This is a genomic window from Devosia sp., assembly GCF_028290645.1.
Taxonomy (GTDB): domain Bacteria; phylum Pseudomonadota; class Alphaproteobacteria; order Rhizobiales; family Devosiaceae; genus Devosia_A.
In genome coordinates this window covers 1-14,735 of sequence record NZ_JAQGJL010000208.1, presented here as the reverse complement: position 1 = coordinate 14,735, position 14,735 = coordinate 1, and the positions used below count along the sequence as shown (strand labels likewise).

12 protein-coding genes and 1 pseudogene are annotated in these 14,735 nt (G+C 65.4%); 7 read left to right on the top strand and 6 right to left on the bottom strand.

Features of this window, described 5'->3' with window-relative positions; genetic code table 11:
- Positions 1-682 precede the first annotated feature (682 nt).
- The 3 genes from JWQ89_RS11955 to JWQ89_RS11945 all read right to left on the bottom strand — a co-directional run bounded on the left by JWQ89_RS11955 (position 683) and on the right by JWQ89_RS11945 (position 2,882).
- Positions 683-1,783 carry an AAA family ATPase gene (locus JWQ89_RS11955; RefSeq protein WP_299641282.1) on the bottom strand — a complete coding sequence of 367 codons (1,101 nt, stop codon included), beginning with the start codon at positions 1,781-1,783 and terminating at the stop codon, positions 683-685.
- On the bottom strand, positions 1,780-2,466 hold the full coding sequence (locus JWQ89_RS11950; RefSeq protein ID WP_299641279.1) for a fumarylacetoacetate hydrolase family protein: 687 nt from the start codon (positions 2,464-2,466) through the stop codon (positions 1,780-1,782). Before JWQ89_RS11950 ends, JWQ89_RS11955 begins: the two co-directional genes overlap by 4 nt.
- A 107-nt stretch (positions 2,467-2,573) precedes the next feature.
- The gene (locus tag JWQ89_RS11945) at positions 2,574-2,882 is read right to left on the bottom strand and encodes a Dabb family protein (RefSeq protein ID WP_299641277.1); all 309 of its coding nucleotides are present in this window, start codon (positions 2,880-2,882) and stop codon (positions 2,574-2,576) included.
- Between the two features lie 219 nt (positions 2,883-3,101).
- Between JWQ89_RS11945 and JWQ89_RS11940 the strand changes: the two genes are divergently transcribed.
- Both JWQ89_RS11940 and JWQ89_RS11935 read left to right on the top strand, forming a co-directional pair.
- Positions 3,102-3,290, top strand: coding sequence for a DUF4089 domain-containing protein (locus JWQ89_RS11940; RefSeq protein ID WP_299641275.1), 189 nt, complete (start codon positions 3,102-3,104; stop codon positions 3,288-3,290).
- Complete coding sequence (locus JWQ89_RS11935) at positions 3,287-4,684, top strand: AtzE family amidohydrolase (protein WP_299641273.1); 1,398 nt, start codon at positions 3,287-3,289, stop codon at positions 4,682-4,684. The genes JWQ89_RS11940 and JWQ89_RS11935 overlap by 4 nt, the downstream gene beginning before the upstream one ends.
- 5 nt (positions 4,685-4,689) lie before the next feature.
- Here JWQ89_RS11935 and JWQ89_RS11930 read toward each other — a convergent pair whose 3' ends face one another.
- Together JWQ89_RS11930 and JWQ89_RS11925 are read right to left on the bottom strand one after the other, a co-directional pair.
- Positions 4,690-5,421 (bottom strand): SDR family oxidoreductase, encoded by a 732-nt coding sequence (locus tag JWQ89_RS11930; protein WP_299641271.1) that lies wholly within the window; start codon positions 5,419-5,421, stop codon positions 4,690-4,692.
- 73 nt (positions 5,422-5,494) lie between these two features.
- Positions 5,495-6,601: a mandelate racemase/muconate lactonizing enzyme family protein gene (locus tag JWQ89_RS11925; RefSeq protein WP_299641269.1), complete on the bottom strand. Its 1,107-nt coding sequence runs from the start codon at positions 6,599-6,601 to the stop codon at positions 5,495-5,497.
- Positions 6,602-6,846: 245 nt separating this feature from the next.
- Here JWQ89_RS11925 and JWQ89_RS11920 point away from each other — a divergent pair, with 245 nt between their 5' ends.
- The 3 genes from JWQ89_RS11920 (at position 6,847) to JWQ89_RS11910 (ending at position 10,015) form a co-directional block, all read left to right on the top strand.
- Positions 6,847-7,176: an L-rhamnose mutarotase gene (locus tag JWQ89_RS11920; RefSeq protein WP_299641280.1), complete on the top strand. Its 330-nt coding sequence runs from the start codon at positions 6,847-6,849 to the stop codon at positions 7,174-7,176.
- A gap of 250 nt (positions 7,177-7,426) precedes the next feature.
- Complete coding sequence (locus JWQ89_RS11915; protein WP_299641268.1) at positions 7,427-8,353, top strand: helix-turn-helix domain-containing protein; 927 nt, start codon at positions 7,427-7,429, stop codon at positions 8,351-8,353.
- Between the two features lie 150 nt (positions 8,354-8,503).
- Positions 8,504-10,015, top strand: a complete 1,512-nt coding sequence (locus JWQ89_RS11910) for an alpha-N-arabinofuranosidase (RefSeq protein ID WP_299641266.1) — start codon at positions 8,504-8,506, stop codon at positions 10,013-10,015.
- A gap of 301 nt (positions 10,016-10,316) precedes the next feature.
- On the opposite strand, the pseudogene JWQ89_RS11905 reads toward JWQ89_RS11910, so the two are convergent.
- Positions 10,317-11,267: pseudogene (locus JWQ89_RS11905) on the bottom strand (LacI family DNA-binding transcriptional regulator); the annotation flags it as partial.
- 297 nt (positions 11,268-11,564) lie between these two features.
- On the opposite strand from JWQ89_RS11905, the gene JWQ89_RS11900 reads away from it, so the two are divergent.
- Complete coding sequence (locus JWQ89_RS11900) at positions 11,565-13,490, top strand: ABC transporter substrate-binding protein (RefSeq protein ID WP_299641264.1); 1,926 nt, start codon at positions 11,565-11,567, stop codon at positions 13,488-13,490.
- A gap of 80 nt (positions 13,491-13,570) precedes the next feature.
- Positions 13,571-14,735, top strand: a 1,165-nt coding sequence (locus JWQ89_RS11895; RefSeq protein ID WP_299641262.1) for a family 10 glycosylhydrolase, incomplete at its 3' end; no start/stop codon positions are given.

Below are 14,735 nucleotides of genomic sequence, written 5' to 3'. Positions count from 1 at the left end.
ATGCCATGGAGGGTTCGGGAGCATCCGTGCCGCATCGCGAGAGCGAAGGGCTTTGGTCGTCGGCGACCCAAAGGGGTCCGGCCCGCCCGCCGCCACCCGCTGCCCTTGCCCGGCAGCTTTCGCTCCTCGGCGGGATCGGCAAGACCCCACCCCGCGTTGCCAGCGGCTCCCCCGCGCTACCTGGGGCGACCGTCATGGTTTCCGCCTGGGGTGATACGACTACCACCCCACCCGGTCTCCGCTGCACCAACCACTCGTCATGACCTCGCTTCAGGTGCAGCGGATACCGGCATATTCGCATGGGGGAGAAACGACGGGGATAAGTTGGGCGTATTTTTTTCTGAGCGGGCTCGGGTTTCGTGCCGGACGGAGGCGGAGGCCCCCTCCCGGCCTCCCCCATGAAGGGCGAGGTGCGCGCCGGTGCTTGGCGCAAGATGGTGCCGCAAACTGAATGCGGCACCTCTCCCCCTTATGGTGAGGGATGGGGAGGGGCCGTCTGGTTCGGCTTTGTCACCATGCACATCGCGGCTGCGGACCCCCACCTCGATGATCCCTCCCCGCAAGGGGGAGGGAGACGACTGAGGGATTGTGCCACGGGCACTGCAGCGTCGGTGCTTTCGCCTCCCTCTCCCTTGTAGGGAGGGATTGAGGGTGGGGGTGGCCACGCGCTCGGATGCTCCCCCTATGTCACCACCGTGATTTTCTCGCTCGCTCGCGTCACGCCCGTATACAGCCAGCGCTGCCGCTCCTCGCGGAAGACGTAGCTCTCGTCGAAGAGGTACACGTCGTCCCACTGGCTGCCCTGGGCCTTGTGGACCGTGAGGCAGTAGCCGAAGGTGAATTCGTCGTATTGGCGGCGTTCGGGCCAGCTGAGCGCGTCCTCTTCGCCCGAAAAGAACGCGGCGTGGGTGACGACCTTGGCTTGCGTGACCTTGGCGCCGGTCACCTCGTCCGGGTCGAGCGTCATCGAGTAGCGGGCGTTGGAGCGTTTCTTGACTTCCGCCGCGGTCCAGATCTGGCCGTTGAGGAGCTTCTTGATCGGGTTGTTGCGGAGGCACACCAGCCGGTCGCCGGCCACCGGCTCGTGCCGGGGCAGGCTCTTGATCTCGCGGATGCGGTCATTGTAGGCGACGCGGGTCTTGTTGCGGCCGCACAGCACCTGGTCGGCGATCATTACCGCGTCGCGGTCGACATCGGAGCGCGGGATGACGAGGCTTTCGCCGTAGCGGCCGTGCTCGAGATAGCCGCCCTCGCGGATTTCTATCGACATGCGGATGATCGGGTTGTCCGCCGCCTGCCGGTGGATTTCGGTGAGCATGTAGTCGGGCTCGTCCGCGGTGAAAAAACCGGCGCCCTGTACCGGCGGCAGCTGGAACGGATCGCCCAGCACCAGCACCTTGGTGCCGAAGCTGAGGAGGTCGCGGCCGAGCTGCTCGTCGACCATCGAGACTTCATCGATGACGATCAGGTCGGCGGTGGCCGCTTCACTCTCGGGATCGAGGGCGAATTTCGGCTCGCCGTCCTTCTCGGAGACCAGCGCGTAGATGAGGCTGTGGATGGTCGAGGCGCTGCGCGCCCCGTACTTGCGCATCACCATCGCCGCCTTGCCGGTGAAGGCGGCGTATTTCACCGACTTCACCCCTTGGGCCAGGTGCCGGGCGAGCGTCGACTTGCCGGTGCCGGCCCAGCCGAACAGGCGGAAGACCTGCTGGCCGTCCTTGTCTTTCAGCCAGCGCGAGACCGCCTGCAGCGCCTCATCCTGTTGCGGCGACCACTCCATCAGGCGATCGTCGTCTCGACAGTGCCGATGCCGGCGATCGAGCCCACGAGCCGGTCGCCCTTCTTGACCGCGGAGACGCCAGCCGGCGTGCCGGTGAAGATCAGGTCGCCGGCGAAGAGCTCGAAATATTTCGACAGCTCAGCGATCACATGCGGCAGGTCCCAGGTCATGTCGGAGATATCGGCCGACTGCCGCACCTCGCCGTTGACCTTGAGTTCGATCGCGCCCTTGAGCGGGGTGGCGATGCCCTTGGCGGGGACCAGCGCGCCGATCGGCGCCGAGTGATCGAGCCCCTTTGCCACTTCCCAGGGCTTGCCGCCCTTCTTGGCCCAGGCCTGAAGGTCGCGGCGGGTCATGTCGAGGCCGACGCCATAACCCCAGACATGGTCCATGGCCCTGTCGACCGGGATATCCTTGCCGCCCACTCCGATCGCCGCCACCAGTTCGACCTCGTGGTGGTAGTCCGCGGTCTGCGACGCGTAGGGCGTATCGGCGCCGTTGATCACCAGCGCATCGGCCGGCTTCGAAAAGAAGAACGGCGGTTCCGCATTGGGGTCGTGCCCCATCTCCCGCGCGTGGTCGGCATAGTTGCGGCCGACGCAATAGATGCGGCGGACCGGATAGAGGCCGCCGCCGGCGACGGGCACCGCGGCCTGCGGCGGCGGGGCGATAACGTAATCGGACATCTCATTTCCCATTCTGCGAGCGCCCGACACTAATCGAATCGGGCGCGGGACAAAATGAGAACTTCAACCCCGTCCCATGATGTCGCGGAAGCACGGGGACGTGGGGCTCACACCTCGATGTCGAATACCAGGAGGCCCTGGCTTCCGCCTTCGAGTGCCGCCACCAGCCGCGCGCCGGCCTGCTTGTGGGCGTCGTCGACGAGATAGGCATCGCGGGCCGCGGCATCGGGAAAGTCTATGGTGAAGCCGTCGAGGAAGCCTTGGTGCAGGCCCTCGGGCGAGACGTTGTGGCCGAAGCTCATGGCCTCGATCGCGAGGTGATCGCGGAGCGCCGCGAGCTCGGCGTAGATCCCTTCGCGCTCGACCGGCGGGACATCGGCGCGGAATTTGACGAGTACACAGTGCCGGATGGTCATCAGGTGGTCCTGTAGTGCCTGTTGGGATGGTTTCGCCCAGGTTCTCGTCCCTGCCCGAACCTTGGCCGGCAGCGCTAACATGTCAGTTCCGGAATTGCGACGATCAAGATGATTGCCGCAGGGGGCAGTATCGTGGAATGGATTGGCGCTATCGGAGCTCGAAAAGGCCGTGGGGACGGCCTGACGAGGGGTCCGGAGAACCGCGGAGCGTCACGCGTTATGGCCTACAAACCCTTCGATGCCGATGCGCTGATCGATGCTTCCGCACCGCTGCTGCAATTGCGCATCGCGCCCGAGCACCGCGCCGGCATCAAGCTGAACCTCAAGACGGCGTCGAAGATGGCGGCGCTGGTCGAGCAGGTGAAGCTCGAGGATGACGCCGAACCCGCGCCGGTCTACCGCCCATGAAGGCATCGGCGAGCGCGGCGCAGATCGCCGAGGCGGTACGGGGCGGCAAGGTCAAGGCGCGCGCCGTGGTCGAAGCGGCGCTGGCGCGCATCGACCGGCACAACCCGATGCTGGGGGCGTTCACCGAAATCACTGCAGCGCGGGCATTGGACCAGGCTGACCTGATCGACGGCAAGGTGGCGAACGCCACGGACCCCGGCCCGCTGGCCGGCGTGCCCTTCGCGGTCAAGAACCTGTTCGACATCAAGGACGTGGTGACGCGGGCCGGATCACAGATCAACCGCGAGAACCCGCCGGCCGGACGCGATGCCACTCTGGTGAGCCGAATGGAGGCGGCGGGCGCGGTGCTGCTCGGCGCCCTCAACATGGGGGAATATGCCTACGATTTCACCGGCGAGAACGTCCATGACGGCCCGTCGCGCAACCCGCACGCGCTCGACCGGATGACGGGCGGATCGTCGGGCGGCTCGGCCGCCGCGGTGGCGGGCGGGCTGGTGCCGCTGAGCCTTGGCTCCGACACCAACGGCTGGATCCGCGTGCCCGCCTCGTTCTGCGGGCTGTTCGGGCTGAAGCCGACCTATGGCCGGCTCAGCCGGGCGCGCAGTTTTCCGTTCGTCGCGAGCCTCGATCACCTGGGGCCGTTCGCCCGCTCGGTACGCGATTTGGCGCTGGCCTATGACGCGATGCAGGGTTTCGACGAGGCCGATCCGGCGCAGAGTAAGCGCGCCCCGGAGCCGACCGCGGCGCGGCTGAAGAACCCGGTGCCGGGGCTCCGGATCGCCGTGGCCGGCGACTACTTTGCCGGCTCAGCGGAAGCGCAGGCGCATGTCGGGAAGGTGGCGAAGGCGCTTGAGGCGACCAAGACCGTGATTTTACCGGACGCGCAGGCGGCGCGGGCGGCGGCGTTCATTATCACCATGGCGGAGGGAGCGGCGCTGCATCTCGAGCGGCTGCGCGCCCGGCCCGACGATTTCGACCCCGAGACGCGCGACCGGCTGCTGGCCGGGACGATACTGCCGGCGGCATGGGTGGCGCGGTCGCAGAAACTGCGCCGGGTGTTCCGCGACAAGGTGCTGCGGCTCTTCGACGGGGTCGACGCGATCCTCGCCCCGTCGACGCCGATGAAGGCGCCGCTGATCGGGCAGAAGACCGCGATGTTCGGCGGCGTCGAGATGCCGGTGCGGGCCAATCTGGGGATTTTCACCCAGCCGATCTCGTTCATCGGCCTGCCGGTGGCGGCGGTGCCGGTATGGCTCGACGGCGAGGACCTGCCGCTCGGCGTGCAGGTGATCGCCGCCCCGTGGCGCGAGGACATCTGCTTGCGCATCGCCCACCAGCTGGAGGCTGCGGGGGTATGCAGGGCGCCGGTGGCCAAGGGTTTTGCCGAGGAGTAAGGCCGCTACGCCGTCCAGCCGCCGTCGATGATGTGGGTCTGGCCGGTGGTGTAGGTGGCGCCGGCGAGGTAGACGGCGAGGTCGGCGACTTCCTCGGGCTGGGCGATGCGGCCGATCGGCTGGCGGGCGATGAAGGCCTTCTTGGCCGCCTCGAAATCGCCGGTGGCGTGCCAGCGCTCGTGCAATGACGGGCTGTCGACGGTGCCGGGGCAGATGGCGTTCACGCGGATGCCCTTGGCGGTGTAGTCGGCGGCGATCGACTTGGTGAGGCCCACCACAGCAGCTTTCGAGATGGTGTAGGCGGCGCGGTTGGGGACGCCCTTCACCGACGAGGCGACGGTCGCCATGTTGATGATGCAGCCATCGGCGCGCTCCAGCATCTGCGGCAGCACGGCCTTGATGGCGCGGATCTGCGCCCAGACGTTGAGGTCGAAGGCGAATTCGAGGTCCTTGTCGGGCATTTCGAGGATGGTGCCGGACTGCACGACGCCCGCGCAGTTGAAGAGGATATCGATCCGGCCGATGTCCTTGACCGCCTGGTTGACGGCCTCGGTGTCCAGCACGTTGAGCAGGCGCGTCGTGACGCCGGGAGTGCCGTCCAGTTCCTTGAGCTTTGCCGCGTTGACGTCGGTGGCGATCACTGTGGCGCCGGCCTTGACGAAGGCATGCACCGAAGCGAGCCCGATGCCCTGCGCGGCCGCGGTGATGAGGACGATCTTGCCGCTGATATCGGCCATTCAGTTTCTCCCGTTGTTATTGGATTGGGCGCCGTGGCGCGAGTTGGTGGTCAGAATGCGCCATGAGCCGGGTCTACAAATGGATCGAGTGCGAACCTTCGACGGTCATCCGTTCGATGGCGTCGAAGTCCCAGGCGATGCCGAGGCCCGGTTTGTTTGAAGGGATCGCCTTGCCATCCCGGAAGGTCATCCCTTCGGTCGTCAATTCGTCTAGCTGCGGGATGTATTCGACCCAGCGGCCGTTGGGGATGGCGGCGCAGAGCCCGACATGCAGCTCCATGAGGAAGTGCGGGCAGACGGCGATGTTGAAGGCTTCGGCCATATGCGCGACCTTGAGCCACGGCGTGATGCCGCCGATGCGGCCGACATCGACCTGGACGATCGAGCAGGCGTGGCGCTCGAGATATTCGCGGAAATGCAGGGGCGAGTAGAGGCTCTCGCCGATTGCGATGGGGATCGAGGTGTGGGCGGCAAGGCGGCTGTGGCCGGAAATGTCCTCGGCGGTGAGCGGCTCCTCGAACCAGCCGATGTCGAGCGGCTCGTAGGCCCGGGCCCGGCGGATCGCCTCGTCGACATGGAAGCGCTGGTTGGCGTCGGTGAAGATCTCGAAGCCGGGGCCGACGGCTTCGCGCACCGCCGAGATGCGGGCGACGTCCTCGTGGATCGGCCGGCCGACCTTCAGCTTGCAGCCACCGAAGCCGTCGGCCTTGGCGCGGAGCGCATTCTCGATCAGTGCCGATCCATCGAGATGCAGCCAGCCGCCTTCGGTGGTGTAGAGCGGGATCGCGTCCTGCGCCCCGCCGGCAAGGAGGTGCAGCGGCAGCCCGAGCTTTCGCGCCTTCAAATCCCATAGCGCCGTGTCGATAGCGGCGAGCGCGATGGACGTGATGGCGCCGGTGGTGGTGGCGTGGGTGAGAAAGAACAGGTCGCGCCAGATCTTCTCGATCTCGAGCGCCTCGCGGCCGACGATGGCGGGGACGAGGGTGCGTTTCAATAGCTCGATGACCGAAGGACCGCCGGTGCCGATGGTATAGCTGTAGCCGGTGCCGGTGACCCCGCCGGCGTCGGTGATCCGGACGATCGGGGTTTCCTGGGATACGAACGTCTGGATGGCGTCGACCCGCTTCACCTTGGGCACGAGGTCGACCATCAGCACTTCGACCCGCGCGATCCGCGCCATCGTCCGCTCCCTCGAAACTCCCAGTGAATCCGGGCTTGTTGCTTACTCGAAAAGACTATGCGGGAGTAAGCACGCGAGCTTTCCGGCGTCAATTGCGCGAAGGGTGAAGGGGCGGCCGCTGGCGTTGGGCCGGAGTAATCGGGCACCATGCGCAGCCCGCGCGCGGTCATTCCCGCGAACGCGGGAAACCTGTTCCGGGCCGCGGCGAGGCCTCCGGACAATGATGACGAGGAGGAGTGATGACTATGAAGCGCTATGGGGCGGTGCTGGGGCTGAAGCCCGAGGCGGTGGCGGACTATGTGCGGGTCCATGCGGCGGTGTGGCCGGATGTGCTGAAGCAGATCAGAGCCTCCAATATCCGCAACTACTCGATCTTCCTGAAGCAGCCGGAGAACCTGCTGTTCTCGTATTTCGAGTATCACGGCACGGACTATGAGGCCGACATGGCGGCGATGGCCGCCGATCCGGTGACGCAGGACTGGTGGGCGCTCTGCATGCCGATGCAGGCCCCGCTTGAGACGCGCAAGGAGGGGGAATGGTGGGCTTCGGTGGATGAGGTGTTTCATACCGAGTGAGGGGGGCGAAAGCCGAAAGGGCTGGTGCGTGCCACCCCCACCCCCGTCCCTCCCCCTAAAAATGGGGAGGGAGACCCTCCCCAACTGCTCAGCAAAACCTCGTACACAGAGCAGGCGAACAGCGTCTCCCTCCCCCGGGGACAGGGGGAGGGGCGGCACGCTCCGGCCGTTGGGCTGTCATTAGTGCCGAGTTTGACTGTACCAAACTTCCTGATACAAACGCCGTTTGCTATTTGGAGCGCCGCTGTTCATGAGCCGCAACTTCCTGCTTGTTGATCCGGAGGAGAGGCCGGAGGTGCTGAAGGCGTTGGCGTCGGAGGTGCGGGTGGCGATCCTGAAGCTGCTGCATATCGATGGGCCGATGAACGTCAACGACATCGCGGGCAAGCTCAGGCAGCCGCAGTCGACGGTGTCCTCGAACATGCAGACGCTGGTCGATGCCGGACTGGTGCGCACCGAGACGCAGAAGGCGCGGAAGGGCAACCAGAAGATCTGCCATTCGCTGTTCGACGAAGTGCTGGTGATGTTCAAGGAGGATATCCGCCCGCTCAAGGCCAATGTCATCGAGGTGTCGATGCCGCTGGGGCTCTATACCAGCTGCGATGTGTCGGCGCCGTGCGGGCTCTGCTCCACCGAGGGGATCATCGGGCTGCTCGACGTGCCCGCGACTTTCCTCGATCCCGAGCGCATGAAAACCGGGCTGATCTGGTTCACCCGCGGCTATGTCGAGTACCAGTTTCCCAACAATGCCCGGCTGGCGCAGCAGAAGATCACCTCGATGGAGTTCTCGCTGGAACTGAGTTCGGAGGTGCCCGGCACCAGCGCCGACTGGCCGTCGGACATCACCGTGGGGGTCAACGGCCAGGACATCGGCACCTGGACCTCGCCGGGGGATTTCGGCGACAAGCGCGGCGTCTACACGCCGGACTGGTGGAAGCTGAAGGGCAGCCAGTACGGCAAGCTGAAGAGCTTTCGCGTCAACGGCACCGGCACTTATGTCGATGGGATGAAGATCTCGCCGGTGTCGCTCAAGGACCTCGATCTCGAGACGCACCACTCGATCCGGCTGCGGATCGGGGTCAAGGAGGATGCCAGGCACCCGGGCGGCATCAACATCTTCGGGCGCGGGTTCGGCAACTACGACCAGGACATCGTGCTCAGGATCGAGACCGAATAGCATGCTTTCGACCGGGGCCGGTGCATGCAAAATCCAAGCCTGGGCCATGAACTTCTGCCAGCCGCTCTGACCCCTTGACGGGCTCCGGCCCGTTCCATATCAAGCTAAGCGATATAAATCACCGAAACGGGTGATGTGGAGGAGCAGCCGATGCGGGCGACGGTTACGGCGCACAAGGACTACAGCATTTCGAAGATCGACGAACGGGTGTTCGGGGCTTTCCTCGAGCATCTGGGTCGCGCCATCTATACCGGCATCTACGAGCCCGATCACCCGACTGCCGACAAGAACGGCATGCGCGGCGACGTTACGCAACTGGTGCGGGACCTGAAAGTCCCGATGGTGCGCTATCCGGGCGGCAATTTCGTCTCCGCCTATAACTGGGAAGACGGCGTGGGTCCGCGCGAACAGCGCCCGACCCGGCTCGATCTCGCCTGGCACACGTCCGACAGCAATGCCGTGGGCGTCCACGAATTCGCCGAGTGGTGCGACCTCGTCGACACCGAGATGATGCTCGCCATCAATTTGGGCTCGCGCGGCCTCGATGAGGCGCGCAACTTCCTCGAATATGTCAACGGCCCGACCGGCTCCTACTGGGGGGACCTCAGGAAGAAGAACGGCCGCGCCGATCCGTTCGACGTCAAACTCTGGTGCCTCGGCAACGAGATGGACGGCCCCTGGCAGGTCGGCCACAAGACCGCGCACGAATATGGCCGCCTCGCCAATGAGGTCGCCAAGACCATGCGCGCCTTCGACAGGAATCTCGAACTGATCGTCTGCGGCTCGTCGCACTCGAACATGCCGACCTATCCCGACTGGGAGCGCGAGGTGCTCGAGCACACCTACGACTCGGTCGACCACATCTCGCTGCACATGTATTTCGCCAACCGCGAGAAGAACACCGCCAACTACCTGGCGCTGAACGAGAAACTTGATCGCTATATCGGCACGGTGGCCTCGACCATCGACTTCGTGAAGGCAAAGAAGCGCTCCAAGCGGAACGTCTATATCAGCTTCGACGAGTGGAACGTCTGGTACCATTCCAACAAGCAGGACCGCGATATCCTCGACGGCAAGGGCGGCTGGCCGCATGCGCCCCGCCTGCTCGAGGACATCTACAATTTCGAGGACGTGCTGCAGGTCGGGCTGATCCTCAACACCTTCATCCGCCGCTCCGACGTGGTGAAGCTCGCCTGCATCGCCCAGCTGGTGAACGTCATCGCCCCGATCATGACCGACCCCAAGGGGCAGGCCTGGCGGCAGACCATCTACTACCCGTACTATTTCGCCTCGGTCTATGGCCGCGGCACGGCGCTGCAACTGGCGGTCAACACCCCCGGCTACGATGCCGAGCATGGCGACAATGTCGGCTATGTCGACATCTCCGGCGTCCACAACGAGGAAGAGGGAACGCTCAGCTTCTTCGCGGTGAACCGGCATGGGTCCGAGACCATCGAGCTCGACGTCAGCCTCGAAGGGTTTGGCGCCGGGACGGTGATCGACCACCAGGTGATGACGCACGCCAATCTCGAGGCGGTGAACACCGCGACCGAGCAGACCAATGTCGCGCCGAGCAAGGGGACTGGCGCGAAGGTGGACGGCAAGGTGCTGAGCCTGCGGCTGGCCCCGTATTCGTACCAGATGGTGCGGGTGAAGGTGTAGCTGGGCTTGCCGGCGCGCTGTTCACGGCGCGCCGGGGGTGCTCATGTGGCGTTGTTGATTCAAAGGACTCGGTGTCATCCCAGCGAAAGCTGGAACCCATTTTCGCAGCTTGCGCCGGTGGAGGGTTGGGTCCCACTTTCGCTGGGATGACAGCCGGTGGGGTGGGATGAAGTGTGCACCCGCTAACGGAGGTTCCCGCTTTCGCGGGAATGGCGGTGGTGTGGATGAGTCGGGCCCTAGGCTTGTCGCCAACCGCCCTGAGCGCCGGCGGAAGCTGGCGGGCGGGGCCGGTTGAGGCGCGTTCGATGATCCTGCCGGTCATCATCAGCCGCACCGGGATGTCGGGCGGGATGCGGCCGTGGATGCGGTCGTCGAGGAGGCGCGCGAGGCCGGCGCCGATCTGAGTGCCGTGCACCTTCACCGTGGTGAGGTGCGGCGAAATCTGCGTGGCCGCCGAGTAGTCGCCGAAGCCGATGACCGAGACGTCCTCGGGGATGCGGTAGCCGAGCCGCAGCAGTTCGGAGACGGCGGTGAGGGCCAGCCCGTCATGGGCGCAGAAGAACGCGGTGGGCTCGAACCCCTCGGCCTTGGCCTTGAGGAAGTGCTCGGTGAACCGCATCTCGGTCTCGAACTTCATCTCGCGGAAGGTGACATCGTCGCGCTTCTCCAGCACCTCGCGCACCCCGTAGTAGCGCTCGATGCGGCCGCGATAGCCGGGGGTGCCGTGCACATAGGCGATGGTGCGGTGGCCGAGATCGAGCAGGTACCGCGCGACGGCCGAGCCCGCCTCGTGGTCGGTGCCCGAGACGATGTCGAACGGGTCGAGCGGATCCATCCAGCCATTGCGGCCGACCGGCACGCCGAGCGCCTTGACCCGCTCCATGCTCTCGCGCGTGTGCGGGCCGACCATCGCCATGCCGCTGAGGGTGCGGGCGAAGGCTTCGACCTCCTCGGGCAGATGCGTCCAGCGCATCCGCACCTGGTAGCCGCGCCGCTGCGCCTCGGCCTGGAAGCCGGACTGGATGAGCAGGTGCAGTTCGGAATTGATGAGGTCGGTATCGTGGAAGACGACGCCCAGCGCCGGCGGTTCCACTTCGCTGGTGGGGCGCGCATAGCCCAGTTCGGCGGCGACGTCGCGGACCCGCTTGCGGGTTGCCTCGCTCACCCCGTTCTTGCCGGAGAGGGAGCGCGACACGGCGAACTTGGATAGGCCCGTGCGTTGCGCGATGGTTTCGAGGGTGACGCGTGCCATGAGAGCGGCCTCCTGCCGATCGCGCCCTCACTACGACCAGGCGAAGCATAACGCAACCTAACTCGTGGGGGTGAATGGTGAATTGCGGAGGACGTGAATGGCGGGGGAAGGAGTCACCGCGAGGCCGCGCCCGCGTCGCCTCACCACTAGCATTCCCCGTTGGCCATTCACCTCGACCTGCGACTACCGTCGTATCCCCCTGCAGGAACATAACACTTTACCTAACAAAATGCCGATGCAAGCCTCGCTTCAGCTAACACGCAGGCCGAACGGCCGCTTAGCGAGGAGGAGAAAATCGTGGGTCGTATCAGCCGCAGGACTTTCATCGCCGCCAGTTCCGCCTTCGCCGGGGCGCTGGCATTCACCGGGCTCGCACGGGCCCAATCGAAGGAATCGGCGTTTCTCGAGGCCGACGTCGCGGCGGGCAAGCTTCCCGCCGTCGCCGACAGGCTGCCGGTCAATCCGCTGGTCGTGACGCCGCTTGAAAAGGTCGGCCAGCAGGGCGGCGACTGGAACCACGCGCTGGTCGGCGGCGGTTCGCTGTCGATGCTGGTGCGCTACCAGGGCTACGAGCCGCTGGTGCGCTTCAACCCCGACTGGTCGGGGCTGGTCGAGAACGTCGCCGAGTCCTACGCGGTGAACGCCGACGCCACCGAATACACCTTCACCCTGCGCAAGGGCCACAAGTGGTCGGACGGGCACCCGTTCACCACCGCCGACATCCAGTTCTGGTACGACGCCTACCTCACCGACAAGGACACGACGCTGGGCGGCAATGCCTGGTGGTCGGTCAATGGCGAGGTGGCGAAGCTGACGGTCGTCGACGAGCAGACCTTCAAGGTGACGTTCGCGGGGCCGAACGGCTTCTTCGTGCAGCAGCTCGCCTGGGCCCAGCAGGACCAGATGACCCGCACGCCCAAGCACTACCTCGAAAAATTCCACCTGAAATACAATCCCGAGGCCGATGCGCTGGCCAAGGCCGAGGGGCTCGAGAGCTGGATCGCGCTGTTCCAGCGGGAGATCGGCATGCTGGACGACAACACCTTCTACCAGAACCCGAACCGGCCGACGCTCAACGCCTGGATGTTCACCGTGGCGCCGGGGCAGAATACCGAGCAGGCGCTGGCGGTCCGCAACCCGTACTATTTCAAGGTCGATACCGAGGGCACCCAGCTCCCCTATTTCGACCGCATCGTCTACCAGATGGTCGCCGATCCCGAGGTGCTGCTGCTGAAGACGCTGCAGGGCGAGATCGACATCATGGACCAGTACATCTGCACGCCGGCCAACAAGCCGGTGCTGTTCGATGCGCAGGAGAGCGGCGATTTCGGCTTCTATACGCTGAAGGAGACGGCGGCCAACGTGATGGCCTTCCAGTTGAACCTCAACCATCTCGACGCCACCAAGCGCGAGCTGTTCAACACCATCGAGTTCCGCCAGGCGCTGTCGCTCGCGGTCGACCGGCAGGCGCTGATCGATGCGGTGTTCGTCGGACAGGGCTCGCCCGCCCAGCCCTCTATGCGCGAGGGCGACCCGCTCTACAACGAGCAACTGGCCAAGCAATTCACCGAGTACGATGCCGACAAGGCCAACGCCATGCTCGACGCGCTGATCCCCAACAAGGACGGCGAGGGTTACAGGCTCGACAGCGAGGGCCGCCGCGTCTCGATCATCTTCGAGATCGACCAGACCCGGACCACCTTCCTCGACATGTTCGAGCTGGCGATCCCGATGTTCCAGGCGGTGGGGATCGATGCGCAGATGCGCACCATGGACCGCTCGCTGTGGGAAGAGCGGGTCCGCCGCGGCCGCGAATACGACGCCACGGCGCACCAGTTCGGCGCCAATTCCGGCATCGCCGCCATGCTCGACGCCCGCTTCTACGTGCCGATCAACAACAACTGCTTCTACGCTCCGGGTTGGTCGCTCTACTACACCCAGCCCACCAACGAGGCCGCGATCGAGCCGCCCCCGGCGGTGAAGGCGCAGCAGGAGCTCTACCGCTCGCTGGTCGGCACCGCCGATCCGGCAAAACAGCAGGAGCTGATGGCCCAGGTGCTGCAGAACGCCGCCGACCTGTTCTTCACCTTCGGCGTGAGCCTGCCGGCGGACGGCTACGGCGTGGTCAAGAACAACGTGGTCAACCTGATGGACGTGATGCCGAACTCGTTCGGCTGGCCAACCCCCGGCCCCGCCCGGCCGGAGCAGTTCTTCAAGGCCTGATCGCCCGACTGCCAATCGCGACTGCGCCGGCCCCACCCGGGGCCGGCGACAGCAAACCCGTTATCCAAAGAGACCGAACGATGCTCGACAAGGCCCAGCCTGAAGCCAATTCCCGGACCACCGACTGGTACAAGTCGGCGACGCGCTGGACCCAGTTGACCCTCGCCGAGGATGACCCGGTCAAGTTCGACCCGGCCTTCTGGATCGACGTGTTCAAGCGCACCCGCTCGAACGCCACCTGCCTCAGCGCGGGCGGCTATATCGCCTACTATCCGAGCAAGGTCCCGTTGCATTACGTCTCGAAATTCATCGGCGACAGCGATCCGTTCGGTCTCCTGGTCGAGGGGGCGCGGAAGCTCGGCATGCATGTGATGGCGCGGGTCGATCCGCATGCCATCCACCAGGAGGCCGCCGATGCGCATCCCGAGTGGATCGCCGTCGACAGGGACGGCAACAGGCGCCGGCACTGGGCGTTTCCGGATGTGTGGGTGACCTGCGCCTACTCGGACTACAATTTCAAGTTCATGCCGGAAGTGCTCAGGGAGATCACGGCAAACTACGATATCGACGCCATCTTCGCCAACCGCTGGCAGGGCCACGGGGTCTGCTATTGCGAGAGCTGCAAGGCCAATTTTCGCGCCGCGTCGGGCTACGAGCTGCCGCGCGAGGCCAACGCCGAGGACCCGGTCTGGATGGCCTGGACCGCGTGGCGCCGCACGCTTTTGAGCCGCCTCGTCGTTGAGTGGGACGATGTGATGAAGCGGGTAAAGCCGCATACCAGCTTCATCCCCAACATGGGCTCCGTCTCGCTGATGGAGTTCGATCTGAAGATCATCGAGAAATACTGCCCGTTCCTGTGCGTCGACGACCAGGGGCGGCGCGGCACCGAGCCGGTGTGGATGAGCGGCCGCAACGGCAAGCGCATGCGCGCCACCTTCCGCGAGCGGCCGGTGATCCTCATCACCTCGATCGGGCCGGAGGAGGAGTATCGCTGGAAGGATTCGGTCACCACCGGGCCCGAGATCCAGGCCTGGATCGACGACGGCACGACGCAGGGGATGCTGCCCTGGTTCACCAAGTTCAACGGCGTCGTGCCCGATACGCGCTGGGTCGAGCCGGTGGCGCAGAGCTTCAACCTCCACGCCGATCTCGAGCCGGTGCTGAGCGCGATGACCCGCACGGCGGAGTTCGTCATCCTCGATCCGGCGACGAGGCTGAGCCATCACGGGGATCGTTCGGGCAAGG